Below are 24,298 nucleotides of genomic sequence, written 5' to 3' on the forward strand. Positions count from 1 at the left end.
CTTCCGACGTGATCGACAGCGATCCGATGAACCAGCTTGATCGGATCCCGGTCAATGCCCGCCAGGAAGTGGCCTGGCCGACCGCTCGTCGCGTCGTACCGACCGCTGGTCGACAACCCGGCCCCACTCGGCGCGCAGCCGGCCCGCACCCCTCCCGGCGCGAGCGCCGCCGCTCCTAGCGTCGGAACGTCCGTGACCCCGGTCACATGCACCGATCCGAGGAGGCCCGTCGTGACGTCCGACATCTCGCCCCATGACCCTCATGACGCCGCAGCGCGCCATGATCCCGTGTACGACGAGCTCCGGGCGATGCCGGAGTTCGCCGAGCTCAAGCGCCGCTACCGGGGCTTCGTGTTCCCGGCGACGATCGCCTTCCTGAGCTGGTACCTGCTCTACGTCGTTCTCTCCAACTGGGCCGGCGGCTTCATGGGCACGCAGGTGGTCGGCAACATCAACGTGGCCCTGGTCTTCGGGCTGCTGCAGTTCGTGACGACCTTCCTCCTCGCGTGGCTCTACGCCCGCTACTCCAGCGCCCGCCTCGACCCGCTGGCGCGCCAGCTCGACGAGCGCTTCGTCGCCCTCGAGGGCAAGTCCTCCCGCGGAAGGGGCGACCACTGATGGACGACCAGCTCCTCACCACCCTGCTGTTCCTCGCCGTCGTCGCCCTGACCCTCGGCATCACCATCTGGGCGAGCCGCCAGACGTCCGGCACGGCCGACTTCTATGCCGGTGGCCGCAGCTTCTCGGGCATCCAGAACGGCTTCGCGATCGGCGGCGACTACATGTCGGCGGCGTCCTTCCTCGGCATCTCCGGCGCGATCGCGCTGTCCGGGTACGACGGCTTCCTGTACTCGATCGGCTTCCTCGTCGCCTGGCTCGTCGCGCTCCTGCTCGTCGCGGAGATGCTGCGCAACTCCGGCCGCTACACGATGGCCGACCAGCTGGCGTACCGCATGAAGCAGCGCCCGGTCCGGATGGCCGCGGCCACGTCGACGGTCGTGGTGTCGATCTTCTACCTGCTGGCCCAGATGGTGGGCGCGGGTGCGCTCGTCGCGCTCCTGCTCGGCGCGGACAGCCAGGCGCTGAAGAACCTCACCATCGTCGGCGTCGGCGCCCTGATGATCTTCTACGTCACCATCGGCGGCATGAAGGGCACCACCTGGGTGCAGATCGTCAAGGCGATCCTGCTGATGGTGGGCTCGGCGCTGATCGTCGTCCTGGTGCTCGCGCACTTCCACTTCAACCTGTCCGAGCTGCTCGGCACCGCCGCGTCCAACACCGGCAAGGGCCAGGCATTCCTCGAGCCCGGGCTGAAGTACGGCATCGACACCACCAGCAAGATCGACTTCCTCAGCCTCGGCCTGGCGCTGGTGCTCGGTACCGCGGGGCTGCCGCACATCCTGATCCGCTTCTACACCGTCCCGACGGCCCAGGACGCCCGCAAGTCGGTGCTCTGGGCGATCGGCCTGATCGGCGTGTTCTACCTGTTCACGCTGGTGCTCGGCTTCGGCGCGGCCGCGATGCTCAAGGGCGACAAGGCCACCGACGTGGCGGCGTCCGGCGGCAACCTGGCGTCGCCGCTGCTCGCCGAGGAGGTCGGTGGCGGCGCCGGGTCCACGGGCGGCGCGATCCTGTTGGCGTTCATCGCGGCAGTCGCCTTCGCGACGATCCTCGCGGTGGTGGCGGGCCTGACCCTCACCTCCTCGACCTCCGTGGCGCACGACATCTACAACAGCGTCGTGAAGGGCGGGAAGGCGAGCGAGCACGACGAGATCAAGGTGACCCGGATCGCCGCGGCGGCCATCGGCGTCATCTCCATCGCGCTCGCGATCCCGGCGCAGAAGCTGAACATCGCCTTCCTGGTGGCGCTCGCGTTCGCGGTGGCGGCCTCGGCCAACCTGCCGGCGATCGTCTACAACATGTTCTGGAAGCGCTTCAACACCCGTGGCGCCACCTGGGGCATCTACGGCGGCCTGCTGTCGTCGGTCGGCCTGGTGTTCTTCTCCCCCGTCGTGTCGGGCTCGGAGACCGCTCTGGTCACCGGCGCGGACTGGTCCTGGTTCCCGCTGAGCAACCCGGGCATCATCTCGATCCCGCTCGGCTTCTCCTTCGGCTGGCTCGGCACCGTCACCTCCCACGAGCCGGAGGCCGAGGAACGGTTCACCGAGCTCGAAGTCCGTGCCCTCACGGGCGCGGGCGCCGAGCAGGCGGTCCAGCACTAGCCCGGGGCCCGTCCTTGTAACTACCTGCTACCGCCACTACCGCACCGGTAGACCGGTGCGGTAGTGGCAAGAACAGATAGTTACAGCAGAAGGCCGCCTCACCGGCGCCCGGACCGGCAACCCGCATGCAACCCCTTGTCGACAGACTTCCCGTGGGTCCTAATGTGACCTGAGGCACCCCACTCGATCAGGAGACGACCGTGAGCGACCAGACAGCCCCATCCTCGACGGACCAGACCCTGGCCAACCTGCTGAAGGAGGACCGCCGCTTCGAGCCGCCCGTCGAGCTCGCGGCGGGGGCCAACGTCAAGGCCGACGCGTACGACCGGGCGAGGGAGGACCGCGAGGGCTTCTGGGCCGAGCAGGCCGAGCGGCTTTCGTGGGACACGAAGTGGGACCGGGTCCTCGACTGGGACAACCCGCCCTTCGCCAAGTGGTACGTCGGCGGGAAGCTCAACGCGGCGTACAACTGCGTCGACCGGCATGTCGAGGCCGGTCGCGGGGACAAGGTCGCCATCCACTGGGTCGGCGAGCCTGAGGACGACACCCGCGACCTCACCTACGGCCAGCTCAAGGACGAGGTCTCCCAGGCCGCCAACGCGCTCACCGCGCTCGGTGTCGGCAAGGGCGACCGGGTCGCCATCTACCTGCCGATGATCCCCGAGGCGATCGTCACGATGCTCGCCTGCGCCCGGATCGGGGCTCCCCACACCGTGGTGTTCGGCGGCTTCTCCGCCGACGCGCTCGCCTCGCGGATCGACGACTGCCAGGCCAAGGTCGTCGTCACGTCGGACGGCGGCTACCGCCGCGGCACCGCCTCCGCGCTCAAGCCGGCCGTCGACGAGGCCCGCACCAAGACCGACAAGATCGAGAAGGTGCTCGTGGTCCGGCGTACCGGCCAGGACGTGGCGTGGGACGACGCTGTCGACGTGTGGTGGCACGACGCCGTCGGCGGCGCGTCGACCGAGCACGCGCCCGAGGCGTTCGACGCCGAGCACCCGCTCTACGTCATGTACACCTCCGGCACGACGGGCAAGCCGAAGGGCATCCTGCACACCACGGGCGGCTACCTGACCGGGGCGGCGTACACCCATCACGCGGTCTTCGACCTCAAGCCGGACACCGACGTCTACTGGTGCACCGCCGACATCGGCTGGGTCACCGGCCACTCGTACATCGTCTACGGCCCGCTCGCCAACGGTGTCACCCAGGTCCTCTACGAGGGCACGCCCGACGCCCCGGAGCCGGGCCGCTGGTGGAAGATCATCCAGGACTACAAGGTCACGCTCTTCTACACCGCCCCGACCGCGATCCGGTCGTTCATGAAGCAGGGCCACGAGATCCCCGACCAGTTCGACATGTCGTCGCTGCGGATCCTCGGCAGCGTGGGTGAGCCGATCAACCCGGAGGCCTACGTCTGGTACCGCCACGTCATCGGCGGCGACCGCACTCCGGTCGTCGACACCTGGTGGCAGACCGAGACCGGCTCGGTGATGATCTCCCCGCTGCCCGGCGTGACCGCGGGCAAGCCCGGCTCGGCGATGACCGCGATCCCCGGCATCGAGGCCGACGTCGTGGACGACGACGGCAACCCGGTCCCCAACGGCTCGGGCGGCTACCTCGTCGTCACCTCGCCGTGGCCCTCGATGCTGCGCACCATCTGGGGCGACGACGACCGGTACGTCGACACGTACTGGTCCCGCTTCAAGCGACAGGGCTACTACTTCGCCGGCGACGGCGCGAAGAAGGACGACGACGGCGACATCTGGGTGCTCGGCCGCGTCGACGACGTCATGAACGTCTCCGGCCACCGTCTCTCCACCACCGAGATCGAGTCCGCCCTGGTGTCGCACCCCAAGGTCGCCGAGTCCGCCGTCGTCGGCGCCTCGGACCCCGACACCGGGCAGGCGGTCGTCGCCTACGTCATCTTGCGCAACGAGGCCGGTGACGGCGGGCCGGACATCATCAAGGAGCTCTCCGACCACGTCCGCAAGGAGATCGGCCCGATCGCCAAGCCCCGCCAGATCATGATCGTCCCCGAGCTCCCCAAGACCCGCTCGGGCAAGATCATGCGCCGCCTGCTGCGCGACGTCGCCGAGGGCCGCGCCGTCGGCGACACCCAGACCCTCGCCGACGCCTCGATCATGGACCTGATCTCCGCCGGCCAGGCCACCTCCACCGAGGACTGATCCCCGACCCGTCGCAGATTGAACGAACACCGACGCCGACCCGGCTCAGATTGAACTCGAGAAAGTTCACTCTGCGCCGGGTCGGCGCGTGTCCGGGTTCAGTCTGCGCCGGGTCGGCGCGCGTCCGGGTTCAGTCTCCGCCGGGTCGGCGCGTGTCCGGGTTCAGCTTGCGCCGGGTCGGGGCTCCCAGAGCTTCAGTCTGAGCCGGGTCGGCGTACCTTGTGGGCCGTGCCCGCACTCGAACCCGTCGCCTGGACCGCCCTGCCCGCCGAGCTCATCGCGTTCTGGACGGAGTACCACCTCTGCACGCTGAGCACGCTCGACCGGCACGGCGCCCCCCATGCCGTCCCCGTCGGCGCGACCCTCGACCTCGACCGGCAGTGCGCCTGGATCATCACCCGGCGCGGCTCGCAGAAGGTGCGCAACCTCGGCCGCGACCCGCGCCTCACGATCACCCAGGTCGACCGCGGCCGCTGGGCGTCACTGGTCGGGACCGGTGAGGTGCGGGAGGACGAGGAGTCCGTGACCCGCGCCTGTGAGCTGTACGCCGCCCGCTACCGCCCGCCGACCCCGAACCCCGAGCGGGTGGCGATCCGGGTCACCGTGGCGCGGATCCTGGGCTCGGTCCAGGTGCTGCCCGAAGCCTGAGCTCCTCCGCCCGACGGTCCTGCCACCGCAGGAGCTGCTCGCCGAGGACGAGTCCCGCGAGAACACCGCCCACGTAGAGCAGCACGCTCTCGGCCGAGCCGGTCTCGTCGTCAAAGACGAACTCCTGGCCGGAGACGAGCGTGAGCCCGACGCCGACGCACAACGCGACGGTCGGCACGATCAGCCGGTCCACCAGGTCACGGCGATAGAGCACCTGCCAGGCCGCGCCCAGCACCAGCCCGGCGACGGCGAACGGGACCCGGTCGGCGTCGAGGAACTCCTGGCCGGCGACGCCGAATCCCAGGCCGAACCCCGGCAGCATCCACGCCCACCCCTGCCGGGCGACGCGATCCAGAGCACGACCTTCCACGGGTCAGATGCTGTCACCGCGCGCGCGGTCGCGTCCCGACAACAGCAGAAGCAGTACGCCGACCGCGGCCGCGACCACCGACGCGACCAGGATGCCGACCTTCGCCTCGGCGGTGAGCAGGTCGGAGCCCGGGAAGGACAGGCCGGCGATGAACAGCGAGACGGTGAAGCCGATGCCGGCGACCGCACCGACACCGACGATCTGCGGCCAGGACGTGCCCTCCGGCATCCGGCCGACGCCGAGCCGGATCGCGACGAAGCAGGCGAGCGTGATGCCGAGCGGCTTGCCGAGGACCAGACCGGCGGCGATGCCGAGCGCGACGGGCGAGCGCAGCGCCTCGCCGAGGACGCCGTCGCCCAGGGCGACGCCGGCGTTGGCGAGGGCGAACACCGGCAGCACGACGTACGACGACAGCGGGTGCAGCTTCGACTGCAGTCGTTCGACGACGGGGACCGACTCACCGATGAGGAAGCGCAGCCGGTGCAGCTCCTCGGCGTCCAGCTCGTTGTCGCGCAGGCCCTCGACGGCGTAGTCGGTCGCAGCCTCGGGACGCAGCAGGGCGACCGCCGGGGTGAGCAGGCCGATCGCGACGCCGGCGAGCGTGGCGTGCACCCCGGACTGGAGCAGCGCGAACCACACCGTCACGCCGAGGACGGCGTACACCGGAATCGCCCACACCCGCGCGGCGCGGAGCGCGGCCATCAGCACCAGCAGGCCGAGGGCGAGGGCGAGCCAGCCGAAGGACAGGTCGGCGGTGTAGAACACCGCGATCACCAGGATCGCGCCGATGTCGTCGACGATCGCGAGCGTCAGCAGGAACAGCCGCGCGGCGGACGGGATCCGCGAGCCGAGCAGGCCGAGCACGCCGACGGCGAAGGCGATGTCGGTCGCCATCGGGATCCCCCAGCCGCCCGAGCCCTCACCGCCACCGACGATCGCGACATAGACCAGCGCCGGCACGACCATGCCGCCGACGGCGGCGACGATCGGCAGCGCCGCGGTGCGCGGGTCGCGGAGGTCGCCGTGGACCAGCTCGTACTTGATCTCGAGGCCGACCACGAAGAAGAAGACGGTCATCAGCCCGTCGTTGACCCAGTGCTGGAGCGACTCCTCGATCCGCCAGTCCCCCACCTCGAGGGCGATGGGCGTGTGCCAGAAGTGGTCGTACGCCGACGCCCAGCCGTCGAACGGGAGATTCACCCAGAGCAGCGCGATGACGGTGGCCGCGAGCAGCAGCGCCGATCCCGCCGCCTCGACGTGGAGGAACTCGCGCAGCGGGCGGGCGACGTAGCGCGCCAGCGGGCGCTCGCTCGCGGTCCACACAGGGCCGCGGCGCCACAGGTCGTCCGGGGTGCGGGCGGGGTCGGACATGGGGCGGGCTCCTGACGTCAGGCGGGCGCGGCGAGTTCACATGCCGACCAGACTTCCCGGCTCACCTGCACCGATCTTATCGATGTCGGTAAGGTCGGTCGCATGGCCACCGAACCGCGGACCCTCACTGGGGAAGAGCCGACCATCGGGCGTCTCATCAAGGACGCCCAGACCGACTTCTCCACGATCATGCGCAAGGAGATCCAGCTCGCCAAGTCCGAGCTGAAGGTCAGCGTCACCGCGGGTGGCGTCGGGGCCGGCCTGATCGCGGCCGCCCTGTTCCTCCTGGTGCTGGCCGTCATCATGCTGTCGGTGGCGATCGCCTACCTCATCCACTGGAACGGATCGGGCCTCGACCTGCACTGGGCGTTCCTGATCGTCTTCGGCTTCTACGTCCTGCTGGCCGCGCTGCTGGTGTTCCTCGCGATCCGCAGCTTCAAGAAGGTCAAGGCACCCGAACGCGCCATCGGGCAGGGGCGCGAGATCCCGCGCGCCCTCAAGGGCCAGGCCTGAGTCGCAGCGCAGGGCACGAGGAGGACGCCGATGGCGCGGCAGCCGGTCGTCGCAGGGCGAGCCGAGCAGCTGCTCGGCTCCGCCGTGGTCGCCACGGCACCGGTGGCGGGCGGCGACATCGCGACCGCGGTCAAGCTGCGTCTCTCCAGCGGACGCACGGCGTTCCTGAAGACGCTGAGCCCCGCGCCGCCACAGTTCTTCGCGCGTGAGGCCGCCGGCCTGCGCTGGCTGGCCGAGGCGACGCCCGGTGGCGGCGTGGCCGCCGCCGAGGTGCTCGCCGTCGACACCGACTGCCTCATCCTCGACTGGGTCGAGACCGCCCGGCCCAACGCCGAGGCCGCTGCGACCTTCGGCCGTGCGCTGGCCGCCACGCATGCGTACGGCGCGCCCTGCTTCGGGCTGGAGGTCGACGGGCCCGGGGGGTCCGCGGGGGGCGGAGCCCCCCGTGTGGAAAGAAAGAAGAGCGGGGGGTCCGCGGGGGGCGGAGCCCCCCGTGTGGATGGGTACATCGGTCGGCTTCCGCTGCCCAACCGGCCGCTGCCGAGCTGGGCGGAGTTCCACGCCGAGCGCCGGATCGCGCCGTACCTCAAGGTGCTGCGCGACAAGGACATCGTCAGCGCCGAGGACGCCGCGACGATCGAGACCGCCGCCGCGCGCGGCCCGTCGATCGTCCCCGTCGAGCCGCCGGCCCGCCTGCACGGCGACCTGTGGAACGGCAACGTGCTGTGGGCCGCCGGCGACCGCGTGGTCGTCATCGACCCCGCGGCGTACGGCGGGCACCGCGAGGTGGACCTGGCGATGCTGGCGCTGTTCGGGCTCCCCCAGCTGCCGCACGTGATGGCTGCCTACCACGAGGCGACGCCGCTGGCCGACGGCTGGGAGGAGCGGCTGGGCTACCACCAGCTGTTCCCGCTGCTGGTCCACGCCTGCCTCTTCGGGGGCCAGTACGGCGCCCGCGCGGCCCGGGTCGCGCAGCGCTACCTCTGAGGCTCGAGCCGCTCGATCCGTTCGATCCGCTCAAGCCGCTCAAGCCGCGCCGTGTCACCACCGCGCCGGGCCAGCTCGGCGACCTCGTCGAGCAACGCGTCCGCCGTCGCCTCGCCCCGCTCGGCGGCGATCGCACCGAGCCGCTCCAGCGCCTCCATGATCAGGATCGTCAGGCCCGCGTCGACGGCCGTCTCGCGGACCTCCGCGAAGTGCTCGACGGCGAGGTCCGGTCGGCCCGCCTCGCGCTCGACGTCGCCCAGCGCCAGCAGCGCCTCGGTCGCGACGATCGCCGCGTCCAGCTGCCGGGCCCGGTCGAGCGAGACGTGCAGCTCCGCCCGGGCGCGGCCGAGGTCGCCCTGCTGGCGCGCAACGGAGGCGCGCGTGATGCCCAGGTGCGCCCGCTCGGCCTGCAGCCCGTGCCGCTCGGCGATCGCGATCGCCTCGTCCAACGGGGCCACCGCCCGCTCCGGCAGCTCCTGGTCCTTCCACGCGACCGCCCGGTTCCCGAGCGCCATGAGCAGCGTGGCCTCCTCGCCGGCCTCGCGCAGCACGCGCTCGGCGTCGTCGAAGTAGGAGTGCGCCGCGGCGAAGTCGCGACGGAAGCGTGCGAGGTTCCCGAGGTTCGACAGCGCGCGGCCGAGCACCCGGCTCTCCCCACGCTCGGACGCGAGGTCGCGAGCGGCGGCGTACCGCTCGGCGGCCAGGTCGAGCTCGCCCTGCCGGTACGCCGCATTGCCCGCCAGCAGGACGTCCTCGGCAGCCGGATCGTCCCGCAGCGCCTCGTCGAGCCAGTAGAGCTGGTCGCGGAAGCGACCGGCGTGCTCGGCCAGGCGCGCCAGCCCCTGGCGCGCCCGCCGCCGCACCGCCAGGTCGGGGTGGTTAGCCGCCCCCGACAACAGGCTCTCGGCGTCGTCGTACCGGCCTCGTGCCTCCAGGAGCCAGCCGACCTCGACCGCGAAGCCGGCGCCGGCAGGTCCGGCCCCCGACAGCGCCAGCGCGATCATCTCGGCGACCTCCACCTCGTCGACAGGACCCGCGTCGCCGAGCTGGGCACGAGCCCGATCGACCAGACGGGCGAGCCCGGCGTCCTGTGCGGACCGCGGAGTCCGCTCGGCCAGCAGGCCGGCGGCGAACGCGCGGACCAGGTCGTGCACGCGCTTCTCGTCGTCGCCGATGACGAGCTGCTCACGAGCCAGCCGGTCGAGGACGGCACTCGCCTCGGACGGCGTACGGTCCCACAGCGCGGCGACACTCACCGGTCGCAGCACAGCGCCGGGGTGTAGTGCCAGCAGCCGGAAGGCGTCCTGGTCGGCCGGCTCCAATGCGTCGTAGGACAGCGCGAGCGCGGCGTCGACGTCCCGGTGGCCGCCGGCCCGGGTGAGCTTGTGCACGACATCGTCCAGCGGCCAGTCCGCGTCACGGCGTACGGCGGCCCGGGCGATCTGCAGCGCCAGCGGGAGTCCGCCGGCCCAACCCACGATGCGCCGCACGGTCCCGGGAGGAGCGTCCGGGATCCGCTCGGCCAGCAGCGTCGCCGCCACGTCGTCGTCCAGCGGCGCGAGGGTCAGCTGGTCAGCCGCCGGCAGGTCGAGTGGACGACGGCTCGTCACCAGCACCCGGCTGGATACCGGGCCCGGGCCGGCCGGGACCAGCGGCCGGGCCTGCGCGGCGTCCGCCGCATTGTCGAGGACGACGAGCATCCGGCGGGTGGCGAGAAGCTCCTGCCAGCGCGCCCGGAGCGACGCCTCATCCGCCCCGGGGCGCTGGCCGGGACCGGCGACGGCACGGACGAGGTCGGCCAGCGCCTGCCCGGGGTCGGCGTCGCGGAGCCGTGCCGTGCGCCCGCCGAGGTCGACGAACACCACGTCGTCCCACGCCTGCTCGGCGAGCAACGCATGGGCGACGGCGGTGGCGAGCGCGGTCTTGCCGATTCCCGCCATCCCGTTGACCGCGGTCACGCCCCGGGCGTGGACCAACGCCGCGAGGTCGTCCTCCCGCCCGGGGACCGGCTCCGGCCCGGGCAGCTCCGTGCGGACACTCGCCACCCACCGGCCGCTGCGTGCGGCCGCGGTCGCGGCGCGCCAGGCCGGCACGTCGGTGCCGCCGAGCACCGTCACCAGGTCCGCCACGAGCTCGACGTCGAGACGGAGCCGTCCGGGCGGAAGCAGTCGTAGATCGTCACCCGTCCCGGGCTCGCCTCGGACGCCGGCACGCCCCGATCGGCCCGGAGCTCGCGGACCCGCACCACCAACGTCCGGTACGACGGCTGGCCCGCCCACTCCCGCAGCTCGACCAGCCGCGCGGTGACCCCGTCGAGTCCGTCGGCGTCGACGGGCGGGGCAGGGGGAGACGCCACGTCGGTCAGCATAGGCACCCGCGGCGGCATGAACCGGCCGGATTCGTCCGGATTCCTGGTCCCCCGTCCCGGCCCTTCGTGGAATGGGTCTCCGGCGTCCACCGGCGCGCCCCCACCCCTGAGGAGACCACGTTGCTGCCCACCCGACTCACGATCCCGCTCGAGCTGGCCGACGAGCCCCCGGCGGAGTGACCTCGATGTTCAAGAAGCTCATCCAGAAGCGGCTCGCCGGCGGGCCGGACATGCAGGCGCTGATCACGGCCGTCCTGGCAGAAGGCGAGACGATGGTCGCCTGGACCGTGGGCGCGCACTGCGCCGGCGACGGCTCCGACAACAGCGGCATCGTCGACGGCACGGTCGTCTCGGACGTCGCCCTGACCGGTGACCTCAAGCTGTCGACCCTCACCCGCAAGGCGATGAACGCCCGCGACCGCAAGCTCCACACCGGGGGCGAGCAGGGCAGCGACGCCCGCCGGATCCCGATCAACAAGATGAACCCGTACCACCTGCTGACGGACCGCCGCTACGTGCTGCTCGACTTCGGGTTCGCCACCTTCGCCGAGGAGCCGGAGATCGCGTTCACCGTCGGCCGCGACCGGATCGCGAGCATCGCCCGGGTCGGCAAGGAGTCCCGGGACCGGGTGCGCACCCGGATCACCTTCGTCGACGACTCCTTCGCCGACTACGACCTGTGGGTCGACCCGGCCGGCGCCAACGCGGGCTTCTGGTCGTGAGCACGGCACCCCGCGCGGCCCGGGGCGCGCAGCGCCACCTGTAGCGGCCCCGTAGCCTGACGCCCGTGCCGGATCCCCAACTCGACACCCAACTCGACACCCAACTCGACACCCAGCTCGACACCCAGCTCATCACCGTCAGCGCCGTCGTCATCCGCGACGGGACGGGCGCGGTGCTGACGGTCCGCAAGCGCGGCACCGACCGGTTCATGCTCCCCGGCGGGAAGCCGGAGCCGGGCGAGACGCCGCTGCAGACCGGCGTGCGCGAGTGCCACGAGGAGCTGGGCGCCGCGCTCGACCCGGCCGACCTGCGACTCCTCGGCACCTTCCGCGCCGCCGCGGCCAACGAGGCCGGGTTCGAGGTCGCGGCGACGGTCTTCGAGCATCCGGCGCAGGTGGCCGTCGTCCGCTCCGCCGAGATCGCCGAGCTGCGCTGGCTGCCGGCGGGCACCCGACCACTGCCCGCCGACCTCGCCCCGCTGCTGGCCGAGCACGTCCTGCCGGCCCTCGACCGCCTCTCAGCCATCGCTCAGGCCGATCGGCCATGATGGGGGCGTGTCTGCCCGCGCCACCACTCCGCACCGCATCCTCGTCGTCGACGACGACCGCGCCGTGCGGGAGTCGCTGCGGCGCTCCCTCGCCTTCAACGGGTACGACGTCCACCTGGCCGGCGACGGCGCGGAGGCGCTCGCCGGCATCGGCGCGGTCGCTCCCGATGTCGTCGTGATGGACGTGATGATGCCCAAGCTCGACGGGCTGGAGGCGACCCGCGCGCTGCGGGCGGCCGGCAACGACGTACCGATCCTGGTGCTGACCGCGCGCGACGCCGTCGGCGACCGGGTCGAGGGGCTGGACGCCGGCGCGGACGACTACCTGACGAAGCCGTTCGCGCTGGAGGAGCTGCTCGCGCGGCTGCGGGCGCTGCTGCGCCGGGTGGCGCCGATCGAGGAGGGCGCCGAGGAGGAGGTCCTCTCGTTCGCCGACCTCACCATGAACGTCACGACCCGTGAGGTGCGCCGCGGCAGCCGGCCGATCGAGCTGACCCGCACCGAGTTCACCCTGCTGGAGATGTTCCTGCGCCGGCCGCGCCGGGTCCTCGATCGCAGCTTCATCCTGGAGGAGGTCTGGGGCTACGACTTCCCCACGACCGCCAACTCGCTCGAGGTGTACGTCGGCTACCTGCGTCGCAAGACCGAGGCCGAGGGCGAACCACGGCTGATCCACACCGTCCGCGGCATCGGGTACGTCCTGCGCGCCACGGAGTCCTAGTGTCCTGGACGCGAGGGTGACCGTTCCCTGGGGCCTGGGAGTCGGCCAGGGTCTCGGGGTCGGGCAGGGTCCCGACGGGCGCTGGCACTACCGCCGCTCGTTGGCCAGCCGGGTGATCTGGCTGACCACGATCGCGGTCGGCATGTCCGTGGCCCTGGTCGCGGTCGGCGCCTACATCACGGCCCGTGTCCAGATGCAGGACACCCTCGACAACGCGCTCGTCGACCGCGCCGAGAGGGCGGCCGACTCCGACAGCCTGCTGCAGGCGGGCTCACAGGGCATCCCGTCGTGGGCGCTGGGCGCGGGCGACGTACGGATCGCGATCCTCGACTTCAACAACGGCACGCTGCGGATCCTCGACCGTGGCCCCACCCTCGAGCTGGGCCGGCCCGAGCTCGACGTCGCGCAGGGCAAGCAGGACCGCAGCCTGCGCACGATCGTGCTGGCGGGCGAGCGCTACCGGGTGGTCGCCGTACCGACCCAGCAGAGCGGGGTCGCACTGGTCATCGCCCAGCCGCTGGAGGACCAGGACCGCACGCTGCGCCGCCTCGGCTGGGTCACCGTGGCCTTCGGCGTCTTCGGCGTCATCGTCGCCGCCCTGGCCGGGTGGGCTGTCGCGAGCAACGGCCTGCGACCGGTGCGCCGGCTGAGCGGCTCGGTCGAGGAGATCGCGCGCACCGAGGACTTCACGCCGCTGCCGGTCGAGGGCGACGACGAGATGGCGCGGCTGGCGACGGCGTTCAACCACCTGCTCGTGGCGCTGGACGCGAGCCGGGTCCGGCAGCGGCAGCTGGTCGCCGACGCGAGCCACGAGCTGCGCACGCCGCTGACCGCGCTGCGCACCAACATCGACCTGCTCACCATGACCGCCCGCAGCCCCGACGGCTTCGGCGGCCTGCCCCCCGACGCCCGCGACGAGCTGCTCGACGACGTCCGTGCCCAGATCGAGGAGCTCACCACCCTCATCGGCGACCTCACCGAGCTGGCCCGCGACGAGCCGATCCCCGTGCAGGTGGAGCCGGTCGACCTCGCCGACGTCGTCGACCACGCCGTGCAGCGGGTACGCCGCCGCGCCCCCGGTCTCGAGTTCGAGGTGTTCACCCGGCCGTGGTGGGTGATCGGCGAGGACGCCGAGCTGGAGCGCGCGGTGACGAACCTGCTCGACAACGCCGCCAAGTGGAGCCCCGAAGGAGGCCAGGTGACCGTCCGACTCAGCGACGGGGTGCTGACCGTCGACGACCAGGGACCCGGGATCGCGGAGTCCGACCGGGCCCAGATCTTCGACCGGTTCTGGCGCTCGCCCGACGCCCGTACGATGCCCGGCTCGGGCCTCGGCCTGGCGATCGTGCGCCAGGTCGCCCAACGACACTCCGGCTCGGTCCAGGCCACCGCCAACGCCAGCGGTGGCGCCCGCCTCGTCCTCCGGCTGCCCGGACGGGAGAAGAACCCCTATGCCTGACATCCGTCGCCGTCGTACCGCCCTCGCCGCGACCGCCCTCGCCCTGCCCCTCGTCCTCGCCGCCTGTGGCGGCGAGGAGGTGGGCGCGAAGCCCGACCTGCCCAGCGAGCCGCCCGCGCTGTGGAACCCGTGCGACGTGCTCGACGCGGCGTTCGTCCAGGCGGAGTTCGGCATCGAGACCACCGAGCACGCGGGCACCCCCACGAAGCCGGAGTGCCGGTTCACCCCGGCGGAGGGCAGCGGCGACGCCGTCGTGACCTCCAACTACGTGCTCTTCCCCGGCACCCTCGAGGAGGCCTGGAAGACGATGGGCCAGCAGGCCGACGCCGACGTCCGCACGCCCTCCGTCGAACGGGCCGACGACGCCCGGGTCGTGGTCAACGCCGCCGAGGAGCAGCTCTACGTCACCGGCTTCGTGCAGAACGGCGACCTGATCCAGCAGGTCGATGTCGTCGATCCCGCGCCGTACGACGAGAAGCGGGTCGTGCGCGGCGTCACGGCCACGCTCAGCCTGTTGTCCGGGCGCGCGGCGGAGACGGGCGCGGGCACCGAGCCGGACTGAGCCCGGGCGGGTCGGGCGTGCCGGCCACGTTGCGGACCGGTCAGGGGTTGACCGCCTGCAGCAGCCGGGCCGCCTTCCACTCCGTCTCGGCCCACTCCTCGGCGACGTCGCTCGCGACGGTGATGCCGCCGCCGGTCCCGAGCACGTACTCGTCGCAGCCGCCGGCCGTCAGCAGCGTGCGGATGATCACGCCGAGGTCGGCCCGGCCGTCGCCCGCCACCCAGCCGAACGCGCCGGCGTAGGCCCCGCGCGGGGTCGCCTCGACCTCGTCGATGATCTCCATCGTGCGCAGCTTGGGCGCTCCGGTCATCGAGCCCGCGGGGAACAGGGCTCGGAGCGCGCCGACCGTCGTGACGTCGCCGCGGAGCCGGCCGCGGACCGTCGAGACCAGCTGGTGCACGGACGCGTACGACTCGACCTCCATCAGCGCCGGCACCTCCACGCTGCCGACCTCGCAGACGGTGGCGAGGTCGTTGCGGAGCAGGTCGACGATCATCAGGTTCTCGGAGCGGTACTTCGGGTCGCTCGCCAGCCGGTCCCGCGCCTCGGCGTCCTCGGGCGGGGTGCCTCCGCGCGGGGTGGTGCCCTTGATCGGCTTGGTCTCGAGTGTGCGGTCCGCGGTCACCAGGGCATACCGCTCGGGTGAGGAGCTCAGCAGCCAGGCTCGAGACTCCGCCACGTCGTGCTGGAGGAACCCGGCGTACGGCGCGGGGTTGAGCGCGCGGAGCCGGAGGTACGCCGCAGCGGGGGTGAGCGGACTCGACGCGCGGAGCCGGTGGGTCAGGTTGACCTCGTAGGAGTTGCCCGCCTGCAGGTGCTCCTGGACGGTGGCGAAGGCGGCGGCGTACGACGCGGGCACGGGCGCCGGCAGGCCGACGGTCACCCCCAGGCTGGTCGCGGGCGCGGTGACGGGGTGCTCGTACTCACGCAGGTGCGAGGGTCGCAGCCAGACCGCGTCGGGGAGGTCCGGGTCGGGCGCGGCGGGCAGGTCGGCACGGGCGGCGTACCCGAAGTAGCCGAACCACTGGTCGCTGGGCCGCCCCGCCGCCAGCTCCGCCTCGAGGACGGCGAAGGGGTCGTCGCCGACGACGACGGCCCGGCCACCGGCGTGCCGGGTCACCTCGCGCCGGCCCGCGTCGTAGGAGATCGAGACGTCGTCGTCGTCGAGCCAGCCGAGGATCGAGCGGCGCCGGGACCAGTCGCGGGCGCCGCCCCCGTCGAGCCACACGCACCGCGCGTGGCGGGCCTGGATCCGCGCGAACGCCTCCGCGGGGTCGCCCTGCGTCACCATGGGGTCTCCATCAGCCGCGACCGGCGTCGAGGAAGTTCGCGACGAGCCGGGCACCGTGGTCGGTGAGCACCGACTCGGGATGGAACTGCACGCCCATGACCGGCAGCGTCACGTGTTCCACCGCCATGGTCAACCCGCTCCGCGCGTCGACCGCCGTCGCGCGCAGCTCGTCGGGCAGCTCGACGGCCGCCAGTGAGTGGTAGCGGACCGCGTCGAACGGCGTAGGTACGCCGGCGAACAGCCCGGTCCCGTCGTGCGCGACCTCCGCGAGGATCCCGTGCCCGGGCGCGACCCGCTCGACCCGTCCGCCGTACGACGTCACGATGCCCTGCATGCCGAGACAGACGCCGAGGACCGGGCGGGCCTCGGCCCGCAGCACCGCGCGGCCGACGGCGAAGTCGCGCTCCTCCGCGGGATGCCCCGGCCCGGGCGAGAGCACGACGTACGCGTGCGCCAGCACCTCCTCGGCCGTCACCTCGTCGTGCTGGACCACGGTCGGCAGCACGCCGGTGACGCCGGCCACGAGGTGGACCAGGTTCCAGGTGTAGGAGTCGTGGTGGTCGACGACGACCACGTCGGGGGTCACGGCCACTCCGTCCTGGGCATCACGTCTCCTCGCGGCGTATGGTCGAAGGAAGGAAGCGGGACGGCACAGGTGGACGCTGAGCCGTCCCGCCCCTGCCTACGGCAACCGAGGGAAGCGGTCGATCACCTGGATGATCGCCCACACCGCTCCGGGCAGTGCCAGCAGGGTTGACACGACGAGAACCATCGCGCCCTTCCTCTCCACCGGACCTTCCGGTGAAGCGGAGCGATGGGTCGATCGTGCCCGTCGGCGCCGACAGATGCCACCGCGGGACGCGGACCTGTGGAGAACCGCTCACAGCTCGGTCGCCAGCTCGCCGCGGCGCAACGCCGCGACGACCCCGGGCGCGGGGGCCACGCGCACCTCCGGGAGGTCCACCTCGCCGGCGGCCGGATCGACCGGCCAGGCCAGCCGCTCCTCGCCGAGCGAGAACTCCGCCGCCACGCCCGGCTTGTTGCCACGCGGGTCCTGCCGGTGCCAGCGGTCGTCGAGGTGGACGGCGACCAGCCCGTGCACGACGTACCCGCCGGGCGTCGCGTCGTCGGCCAGCCGCTGGTAGCAGAGCCCGGTCGGTACTCCGCCCGCCCGCAGCACCGCCGCCAGCAGATGGGCCTTGGCGTAGCACCAGCCGACGCCGTCGGCCAGCACCTCGGTCGCGCTCACCGCGAACCGCGGGTCCCCCGCGTCGCCGGCGTGGGCGATCTCGTCGCGCACCCAGGCGAAGGCCGCACGGGCGAACACCCGTGCGTCCCCACGGCCTGCGCCCAGCCGGTCCGCCAGCGCCATCACCTCCGGCGCCGTCGACTGCACCACCTCATCCGCGCCGAGGTAGTCGCCCGGAACGGCCGCCGTCAGCTCGAAGGACACTCAGACCTCGATGACGGGCAGGGACGGGTCCACCGCACGGATGTCGTCGGGGTCGGACGTGACCACGGCATGACGGTGCTGGCGCGCGTGCAGGGCGACGTGGACGTCCGTGACGTCGGGATGACCCGTGATGCCCGCGAGCTCCCCCACCAGCCTGGCGGTCGACTCGGCGAAACCGACCACGACAACGCCCTCCTCCTTCAGCAACCGAGCCAGCCGGACCTGCCGACGTCCATCGCGCCACGCCTGAGCGAGCGCGCCGGGAACCACGTGGACCGGCCGATCGGCCAGCAGAGCCTGGCGGATCGTCTCGGCGACCACCCGGTCGCCTCGCTCCACCGCGATCAACGCGCCGGCGTCCAACGTCAGTCCGTCTTCCATCCGAGCCTCCGCAGGATGTCGTCGACCCGCGCCCTCTCCTCGGCCGTCGGCGCCCCGAACTCCTTGTCGAACTCCTCGAAGAAGTCTCCGAGCGGCTCCCGCTCGCCCTTCTCCCGGAGCGCCTCGGCGACGTAGGCCGACACGGAGGCCGCCCGCCCCTCGGTGACCGCCGCACGTGCCTGCTCGACCAGGTCGTCGGGCAGACTGACGGCGATCTTGGTGGTCATACCGGCATCATACCGCGTGCCCGGCTCCTGGAGGGTCCGGGTCGCCATGCCACCAGCCTGACGCCGTCCCGGCCTCGGCGCCACCGCCGGTCCGCGGCCTGTGGACAGCGTCCGGAGCGATCGTCAGAGCAGGACGCCGGCGACCAGGTCGTGCACGATGTCGAAGCCCCGCTCGGTGAGGATCGACTCGGCATGGAACTGGACGCCCCGGTAGTGCGGCCCGGCCAGCGCGTCGACGTCACCGGTCGCCGGGTCGGCGTCCACCCGGACGCCCTCCGGCAGCACCGCGTCGCCGGAGACCCGGCCCACGAAGGTGTTGTAGAAGCCGACCCGCTGCGGACTCCCGTCGAGCAGCACGGTGGCCTGGGTGCCCTGGAAGACGATGTCCTTGTAGGCGAGCGGGATGCCGAGCTGGTGGCACAGCGCCTGGTGGCCCAGGCACACCGCGAGGAACGGCTTCTCGTGGGCGAGCAGCCAGGCGACGGCGGCGCGGAGCTGGGCCATCTTCGGGTCGGTGTCGTCGCGCGGGTCACCGGGGCCGGGGCCGACGATGACCAGGTCGTACCCGTCGAGTACGCCGTCGGCGTACTCCTCGTGGCGTACGACGGACGAGCTCATGCCCATCCGGGCGAGCATGTGGCGCAGCATGTTCACGAAGTCGTCCTCGCCGTCGAGGATGACCGCGGACCTGCCGGCAAGACGCGGGTCGGTGGGCGTGCCGGCCTGGTCGGCGAGCCAGAAGCCGGAGAGCCGGTTGTTGCGGGAGTTGAGCGCGATCAGCACCTCCTCGTCGGCGACGAGGGTGGCGATGTCCGTGGTGGGGACCGGGGCGGGGGGCACGAGCCCGAAGGCGGAGAGGATGCCGCCGGCCTTGGCATGGGTCTCCGCGACCTCGTACGCCGGCACCGAGTCGCGCACCAGGGTGGCTCCCGCGGTCACCTTCAGCTCGCCGGACGCCGAGACGTCCGCCGTCCGCAGCACGATCGGGCTGTCGAGCACCGGCTCACCGGCCTCGTCGCGGCCGAAGAGCGCGAGCGCGGAGGCGTAGTAGCCGCGGCCCTCGGGCTCGTACTGCCGGATCAGGCGGCACGCGTTCTCGACGGGCGAACCGGTGACCGTGGCGGCGTACATGGTGTCGCGCAGGACCTCGCGGACGTCGCGCGAGGTGCGGCCGGCGAGGAGGTACTCGGTGTGGATGAGGTGGGTCATCGGCTTGAGGAACGGCCCGAGCACCTGGCCGCCCTCCGTGCAGATGTCGCACATCATCTTGAGCTCCTCGTCGACGACCATGAAGAGCTCGTAGATCTCCTTCTCGTCCTCGAGGAACTCGCGGAGGCGCGCCTCGGTGCTGCGCGTCTCGCCCGCCGGCGGTCGCAGGTGGAACGTGCCGGAGATCGGGTTCATCCGGACGTCGCCGCCGTGCACGGACACGTGCCGCTCGGGCGAGGCGCCGATGAGGAAGCGGTCGCCGGTGAAGAAGACGAAGGTCCAGTACGCACCGCGCTCGCGCTCGAGCAGGCGGCGGAAGACGGTCAGCGCGACGCTCGCGTCGAAGTCGGCGACGACCGCCCGGTAGTTGCGGCCGACGACCAGGTTGGCCCCCTCGCCCTGACCGATCTCGCCGTCGATGATCGCGGCGACGATCTTGGCGTACTCGTCGTCATCGGTCTCGAAGCCGCCGCGGTCGGTGAACTCGACCGGCACCGGGTCGATCGCGTCCACCACGTCGGCGACGGAGAACTCGTGCTCGGTCCGCACGTCGACCACGACCAGCGGCGTGCCGTCGTCGTGGGCCTCGAAGCCCCGCTCACGCACCTGGCGGAAGGGTACGGCGACGAGTCGGTCGCAGATGTGCCCGGGCTCGGGCACCCCCGTCTCGAGAGGGATGTCCATGATCGACTCGACGACGCTGCGCGTGCCGCCGAGCACGCCGACGGTGTCGCGGTCGCCCGCACGGGTGGAGCGCCGGATGATCGCCCAGGCCTCGTGCCCCTGGACGGCCGTGATGGCTTCCCGGGCGGTGAGGGTGGTGCTGGGCTGTTCAGGCATGACCGAAGCCTATGCGGGCGCCGAGGTCCGGACAGAGGCAGTCTCAGACCAGGATCGGAGCCGGCTCGGAGCAGTCCGGTGATCAGCTCACCGACGACCGGCAGGGCCGGCGAGCACCGCACCTTCCGTGTGCCGGACCCCCGGATCACACCCCCAGGGCGAGGAACGCCGCCGCCGTACCGGCGGCCACGGCGTCGTCGGCTGCCCGGAGACGGACGTCGAGCAGGGCCGCGGCCGGGTCGCTGCCGACGGCGAGCGCGGCGTGCAGATCGACCATCAGCGCCGCGGTCGCGGCGTCGTTGACCTCGCCGACGCTGCAGACCAGGCCCGCGGACCCGAGTGAGAACAGCGCCGCCGCCAGCCCGAGCAGCTCCTCGGCACCGACCGGCGCGAGGACGCCGGACTCGCAGGCTGACAGCACCACCCGGTACGGCGCCCGCCGGACCCGCTCCAGGTCGTGCACCGTCAGCGGCCCGTCGGCGAGGTCGAGCGCCGAGAACAGCGGGCTGTCGGCCCGGAACCGGCCGTGCGCGGCCAGGTGGACCAGTCCGGCGCCGTCGAGGTGGGCGAGGACCGCGTCGAGGGTGGCGCGCGACCCGTCGAGGAGCACCGCGTCGGGATGACGGCGGGCGAGGACGGGGACCTCCGCGCCACCGCTCGCGAGCGCCGGTCCGGCGACGAGGACGGTGCTCGCCGGATCGGGCGCTGCCGTGGCGCGGGCGCGCAGCCACTGTCCCGCCGACGGGACCACGGCGAACGGCCGGTCGTGCAGGGCGGGCAGCAGCGACCAGGCCAGGCCGTGCAGGCGCGCCGTCGGGGCGAGGACCACCGGAGCATCCGGCAGCAGCCGGACCGCGTCGCCCAGCACCGCCTCCTGGAGGGCCCTCCCCAGCCCGGCCGTGTCGGCCGGCCGGCCGCGGGCCGCGCGGCGCAGCAGCATCGCCGCCGGGCCGAGCAGGGCGGCGACCTCCTCGGTGCTGCCGGCCACCCGGCGGCGTACCGTGCCGGCGTGGGCGACCACGACGTGCAGTACTCCGTCGACGTCGACCAGCTCGACCAAGCAGGTGTCGCCGGTCGCGGCGACGATCTCCGCGACCCCGGCCGGTCGCTGCTGCGCCGTGGTCGTCGCCGACAGCGTGTGGCTCTCGGCCCGCACCGCCCGCTCCAGCCGACGTCGCTCCCGCTCGAGGTCCTCGGTGGCCGCCCCCTCCTGCCGCGCCTCGGCCAGTCGCCGTCCGTTGTCGCGCAGCGCGGCCAGCGCTGCCGGGATGGTCGCGGCGTCCGAGGTCGCCGGGGGCTGCGCCAGCGCCGTCGCCCGCGTGCGCTCGCTCCAGCGCAGCAGGCTGCGCGCGTCGCTCGCCGCGTGCCGCAGAGCGATCGCCGCCAGCTCCCGACCGTGCGTGGTCGCCAGCGCCCGCAGCTCGGACGAGCCGATCAACCGCCGGTGCTCGTCGATCGCGTCCAAGCCGGCGGCTGCTGCGCGCAGAACGCCCCCGTGGTTCTCGGCCTCCTCGCGGGCCAGGGCCTGGGCATGCCAGGCACCGGCCCGGACCAGGGCGTTGGGGTGGGCGCGGTATGACGCCGCCCGCTCCCACAGCTCGATCCGCTCCTCGCCACGGCCGAGGCGTCCGGCGAGCGTCAGCGCGACCGGAGCCTCGTGCGCCCGCTCGGCGTGGAGGGACTCGGCCAGTGCGGCGGCGCGACTCCGGCTGGGACGGGCCCGGGGGGCATCGCGGGTGGCATCGCGGGCGCGGCGCTCGACGAGCTCCGCGCGCGCCCGGTGCCAGTCGCGGTGCTGGCGCCGGAACATCGCGTGCGCCGTCCGCGCCTGGTCCAGTGCGAAGGTCTCCTCCCCGATGGCCAATAGGGCTGTGGCGTGGAGAAGGTGGAGCTCCGCCTGGTCGACGGCAGGGATCCCACCCCGCTCCAGGAAGCGCGCGAGCAGGGCGACCGCCTCGCGGGCGAGACCGGCGGAGAGGTAGGCGCGGGCATGCATCGCGGTGCCGGCGTAGCGGACCGGCTGTCCCAGGGCTCGGTAGCGAACCGCCGCTTCGGCGTAGAGCCGCAGGCCGCCGGCCAGGTCGCCGCGCGCGATCGCGATGTCGGCACGGTTCTCGATGGCCGTCACCCGCTCGAGCTGGGCGCCCGCCTTCTCGAGGAGTCGTTCGGCACGACGCGCCTCGGCTTCGGCGAGGTCGAGGCGGCCGTGCCGCAGCTCCAGGTCGCCGAGCCAGATCCTGGTGCGGGCCTCCCACACCTCGTCGCCCGTCGCGACGAGCGCGTCCCGCGAGGCCCGGAGGACGGGCACCGCCTCCTCATCGCGACCGAGGAGCACCAGGACCCCCGCTCGACGCATGCCGATGCGCGCCGCCAGGGCGCCGGTGGCTCCGTCCGCGGCACGGGCCAGCTCGTCGAGGCCGGCCCGGGTCCGGCCGGCGAAGACCAGCGTCGCTCCCAGCGTGGCGCGTACGTCCCGCTCGCGGTCGGCCACGGACGACTGCCGTGCGGCGCGCAGCGCGGCCCGGAGCTCCCGCAGCGCCGCGTCGTGGTCGCCCCTGTCGCGGTGCACGATGCCGAGGCACTGGTGCGCGTAGGAACGCGCGAGTGCGTCGGCCGGCCCGTTCAGCAGCAGCTCTGCCCGGGCACGACCTTCGTCGGGATCCTCGAGCGCGAGGTCGAGCAGTTCCTCCATCGGCGGCCTGTACTCCTTTACGGGACCCGCGCGGCGGCACTACGTTAGCGCCGACGGCGGGCCTACGGCGTGTTCGTCATCTCGCCCCAGGAGCGGCCATGAGCGACCCCGTCCGACCCAGCCTCCCGGTCCACCTGCTGCGCGAGCTGCTGCGGAGGCTGCGCCTCACCCGTCCCCGCCCGCCGCGCGACGTCGGGGCCGAGCGGCTGCGCGCCCAGGTCCGGGTGATCCGGAACGCGATGAAGGAGTCCGGCGTCTCGGGCGCGCCGGAGAAGGGATCACGGCCGACCAGCGACGACGCCGACGTCCACTACCTCTACCGGCCCGGGCACGCCCTGGTGCGTCGCCAGGACCTCAGCCGACTGGAGGACTACTTCGGCACGGACGAGAACCGGAAGCGGTTCACCGGCAGGCTGGATGCCCGGGAGACCCGGGTCCCCGAGTTGCTGCTGGCCGTCCTCCCGGCCCGCGTCGACCGTCAGGACGACGTCCTCGCGACGCTCGACGAGCTGGAGCGCTCCCAGGTCGTCGAACGCGGTGCCGTGGCCCCCGACCACGTCGTCTACGTGACTCCGCGCGGCTTCATGTGCCCCGCCACCGAACCCGAGATGCCCCACCGTCACACCAAGCCCTGGCCCGCGGCGCAGACCTCACCCGGCAAGCTGGCGGACAGGGACCGGATCCGGGTCGCCGTCGTCGACACCGGCCTGTGGACCGACGCCGTCGGCAGCACCGCGACACCCTGGCTGGAGGCCGGCGACGTGCTGGCCGACCCGAGCGACATCGAAGCGGTCGACCCCGACGCCATCCACCCGTACGCCGGCCACGGCACCTTCGTCGCGGGCGTCATCAGCTGCCTGGCGCCGGACACCCGGGTCGAGGTGGAGGGGGTGCTGGTCCACGGCGGCGCGGTCTACGAGTCCGACATCGTCGCGCAGCTCCAGGAGGCGATCGACGACGACGACCGCCCCCAGGTCATCAGCATCTCGGCCGGCACCCACACCCGTGGCGACTTCGCCCCGCTCGGGTTCCAGCTGCTCGGCGAGTCCAACAAGCTGACGGAGCGGGCCGACGTGCTGATCGTCGCCGCGGCGGGCAACGACGCCAGCGACAAGCCGTTCTGGCCGGCGGCCTTCCCGTGGGTCGTCTCCGTGGGGTCGGTGGACCCGGACACCTGCGTCTCCGACTTCTCCAACGTCGGTCGGTGGGTCGACGTGTACGCCCGCGGTCGCGACCTGGTCAACGCGTTCCCGAAGGGCACCTACACCTGCTACGAGCCGCCGAACGTCGGAGAGGTCCGTACGTTCGACGGCCTCGCCCAGTGGAGCGGCACGTCCTTCTCGACACCGATCGTCACCGGGCTGATCGCGGCCCGGATGCGGGAGACCGGGCAGTCCGCGCGGGACGCGTGGAGCGACGTCCTCGCCGGCGCGACCGCCACGACGGACCCGCGCGGCGGCGCGATCAGGATCGTCGGCCCGCTGACCTGAGCCCGACCGGCGGCCTGTGGCCGCGCGGATCGAGC

23 protein-coding genes are annotated in these 24,298 nt (G+C 72.8%); 12 read left to right on the top strand and 11 right to left on the bottom strand.

The window, feature by feature from the left end; genetic code table 11:
* The first annotated feature begins 231 nt into the window (after positions 1-231).
* The 4 genes from KVF89_RS21375 to KVF89_RS21390 all read left to right on the top strand — a co-directional run bounded on the left by KVF89_RS21375 (position 232) and on the right by KVF89_RS21390 (position 5,059).
* Positions 232-618 (top strand): DUF485 domain-containing protein, encoded by a 387-nt coding sequence (locus KVF89_RS21375; protein WP_257428477.1) that lies wholly within the window; start codon positions 232-234, stop codon positions 616-618.
* Complete coding sequence (locus KVF89_RS21380) at positions 618-2,222, top strand: monocarboxylic acid transporter (RefSeq protein WP_257428479.1); 1,605 nt, start codon at positions 618-620, stop codon at positions 2,220-2,222. The genes KVF89_RS21375 and KVF89_RS21380 overlap by 1 nt, the downstream gene beginning before the upstream one ends.
* A gap of 200 nt (positions 2,223-2,422) precedes the next feature.
* Entirely contained in the window at positions 2,423-4,411 is a 1,989-nt protein-coding gene (gene acs, locus KVF89_RS21385; protein WP_257428480.1) for an acetate--CoA ligase, read from the top strand.
* A gap of 228 nt (positions 4,412-4,639) precedes the next feature.
* Positions 4,640-5,059 carry a pyridoxamine 5'-phosphate oxidase family protein gene (locus tag KVF89_RS21390; protein WP_257428481.1) on the top strand — a complete coding sequence of 140 codons (420 nt, stop codon included), beginning with the start codon at positions 4,640-4,642 and terminating at the stop codon, positions 5,057-5,059.
* Here KVF89_RS21390 and KVF89_RS21395 read toward each other — a convergent pair.
* Together KVF89_RS21395 and nhaA are read right to left on the bottom strand one after the other, a co-directional pair.
* The gene (locus KVF89_RS21395) at positions 5,010-5,429 is read right to left on the bottom strand and encodes a hypothetical protein (RefSeq protein ID WP_257428482.1); all 420 of its coding nucleotides are present in this window, start codon (positions 5,427-5,429) and stop codon (positions 5,010-5,012) included. The genes KVF89_RS21390 and KVF89_RS21395 overlap by 50 nt on opposite strands.
* A gap of 3 nt (positions 5,430-5,432) precedes the next feature.
* Positions 5,433-6,800, bottom strand: coding sequence for a Na+/H+ antiporter NhaA (gene nhaA / locus KVF89_RS21400; RefSeq protein WP_257428483.1), 1,368 nt, complete (start codon positions 6,798-6,800; stop codon positions 5,433-5,435).
* A gap of 102 nt (positions 6,801-6,902) precedes the next feature.
* Here nhaA and KVF89_RS21405 point away from each other — a divergent pair, with 102 nt between their 5' ends.
* Together KVF89_RS21405 and KVF89_RS21410 are read left to right on the top strand one after the other, a co-directional pair.
* Positions 6,903-7,313, top strand: coding sequence for a phage holin family protein (locus KVF89_RS21405; RefSeq protein WP_257428485.1), 411 nt, complete (start codon positions 6,903-6,905; stop codon positions 7,311-7,313).
* A 30-nt stretch (positions 7,314-7,343) separates the two neighbouring features.
* Positions 7,344-8,300: a fructosamine kinase family protein gene (locus KVF89_RS21410; RefSeq protein ID WP_257428487.1), complete on the top strand. Its 957-nt coding sequence runs from the start codon at positions 7,344-7,346 to the stop codon at positions 8,298-8,300.
* Here the strand turns inward: KVF89_RS21410 and KVF89_RS21415 are convergent.
* Positions 8,291-10,429: an ATP-binding protein gene (locus tag KVF89_RS21415; protein ID WP_257428488.1), complete on the bottom strand. Its 2,139-nt coding sequence runs from the start codon at positions 10,427-10,429 to the stop codon at positions 8,291-8,293. The two genes, KVF89_RS21410 and KVF89_RS21415, sit on opposite strands and share 10 nt — an antisense overlap.
* The gene (locus KVF89_RS21420) at positions 10,414-10,656 is read right to left on the bottom strand and encodes a hypothetical protein (protein WP_257428490.1); all 243 of its coding nucleotides are present in this window, start codon (positions 10,654-10,656) and stop codon (positions 10,414-10,416) included. The genes KVF89_RS21415 and KVF89_RS21420 overlap by 16 nt, the downstream gene beginning before the upstream one ends.
* A gap of 197 nt (positions 10,657-10,853) precedes the next feature.
* On the opposite strand from KVF89_RS21420, the gene KVF89_RS21425 reads away from it, so the two are divergent.
* The 5 genes from KVF89_RS21425 (at position 10,854) to KVF89_RS21445 (ending at position 14,680) form a co-directional block, all read left to right on the top strand.
* On the top strand, positions 10,854-11,390 hold the full coding sequence (locus KVF89_RS21425; protein WP_257428491.1) for a hypothetical protein: 537 nt from the start codon (positions 10,854-10,856) through the stop codon (positions 11,388-11,390).
* Positions 11,391-11,455: 65 nt separating this feature from the next.
* Positions 11,456-11,938 carry an NUDIX hydrolase gene (locus tag KVF89_RS21430; protein ID WP_257428492.1) on the top strand — a complete coding sequence of 161 codons (483 nt, stop codon included), beginning with the start codon at positions 11,456-11,458 and terminating at the stop codon, positions 11,936-11,938.
* A 7-nt stretch (positions 11,939-11,945) separates the two neighbouring features.
* Positions 11,946-12,659: a response regulator transcription factor gene (locus KVF89_RS21435; RefSeq protein ID WP_257428494.1), complete on the top strand. Its 714-nt coding sequence runs from the start codon at positions 11,946-11,948 to the stop codon at positions 12,657-12,659.
* Positions 12,660-12,675: 16 nt separating this feature from the next.
* Positions 12,676-14,118 (top strand): sensor histidine kinase, encoded by a 1,443-nt coding sequence (locus KVF89_RS21440; protein ID WP_257428495.1) that lies wholly within the window; start codon positions 12,676-12,678, stop codon positions 14,116-14,118.
* Positions 14,111-14,680: a hypothetical protein gene (locus KVF89_RS21445; protein ID WP_257428497.1), complete on the top strand. Its 570-nt coding sequence runs from the start codon at positions 14,111-14,113 to the stop codon at positions 14,678-14,680. Before KVF89_RS21440 ends, KVF89_RS21445 begins: the two co-directional genes overlap by 8 nt.
* Before the next feature lie 40 nt (positions 14,681-14,720).
* Here KVF89_RS21445 and KVF89_RS21450 read toward each other — a convergent pair whose 3' ends face one another.
* The 7 genes from KVF89_RS21450 to KVF89_RS21480 all read right to left on the bottom strand — a co-directional run bounded on the left by KVF89_RS21450 (position 14,721) and on the right by KVF89_RS21480 (position 22,773).
* A complete protein-coding gene (locus KVF89_RS21450) occupies positions 14,721-15,971 on the bottom strand; it encodes an anthranilate synthase component I family protein (protein WP_257428498.1) in 1,251 nt (416 codons plus the stop codon).
* 10 nt (positions 15,972-15,981) lie between these two features.
* Positions 15,982-16,557 carry an anthranilate synthase component II gene (locus KVF89_RS21455; RefSeq protein WP_257428500.1) on the bottom strand — a complete coding sequence of 192 codons (576 nt, stop codon included), beginning with the start codon at positions 16,555-16,557 and terminating at the stop codon, positions 15,982-15,984.
* A gap of 294 nt (positions 16,558-16,851) precedes the next feature.
* On the bottom strand, positions 16,852-17,424 hold the full coding sequence (locus KVF89_RS21460; RefSeq protein WP_257428502.1) for a transglutaminase-like domain-containing protein: 573 nt from the start codon (positions 17,422-17,424) through the stop codon (positions 16,852-16,854).
* On the bottom strand, positions 17,425-17,805 hold the full coding sequence (locus KVF89_RS21465; protein ID WP_257428504.1) for a PIN domain-containing protein: 381 nt from the start codon (positions 17,803-17,805) through the stop codon (positions 17,425-17,427). It lies immediately after the preceding gene.
* Complete coding sequence (locus KVF89_RS21470; RefSeq protein WP_257428505.1) at positions 17,790-18,032, bottom strand: ribbon-helix-helix domain-containing protein; 243 nt, start codon at positions 18,030-18,032, stop codon at positions 17,790-17,792. Before KVF89_RS21470 ends, KVF89_RS21465 begins: the two co-directional genes overlap by 16 nt.
* A 123-nt stretch (positions 18,033-18,155) precedes the next feature.
* Positions 18,156-20,081 carry an anthranilate synthase family protein gene (locus KVF89_RS21475; protein ID WP_257428507.1) on the bottom strand — a complete coding sequence of 642 codons (1,926 nt, stop codon included), beginning with the start codon at positions 20,079-20,081 and terminating at the stop codon, positions 18,156-18,158.
* Positions 20,082-20,226: 145 nt separating this feature from the next.
* Positions 20,227-22,773, bottom strand: a complete 2,547-nt coding sequence (locus KVF89_RS21480) for a CHAT domain-containing protein (protein WP_257428508.1) — start codon at positions 22,771-22,773, stop codon at positions 20,227-20,229.
* Positions 22,774-22,871: 98 nt separating this feature from the next.
* On the opposite strand from KVF89_RS21480, the gene KVF89_RS21485 reads away from it, so the two are divergent.
* Positions 22,872-24,263 carry a S8 family peptidase gene (locus KVF89_RS21485; RefSeq protein ID WP_257428509.1) on the top strand — a complete coding sequence of 464 codons (1,392 nt, stop codon included), beginning with the start codon at positions 22,872-22,874 and terminating at the stop codon, positions 24,261-24,263.
* Positions 24,264-24,298: the final 35 nt, after the last annotated feature.

This window comes from Nocardioides carbamazepini, from assembly GCF_024614185.1.
Taxonomy (GTDB): Bacteria; Actinomycetota; Actinomycetes; order Propionibacteriales; family Nocardioidaceae; genus Nocardioides; species Nocardioides carbamazepini.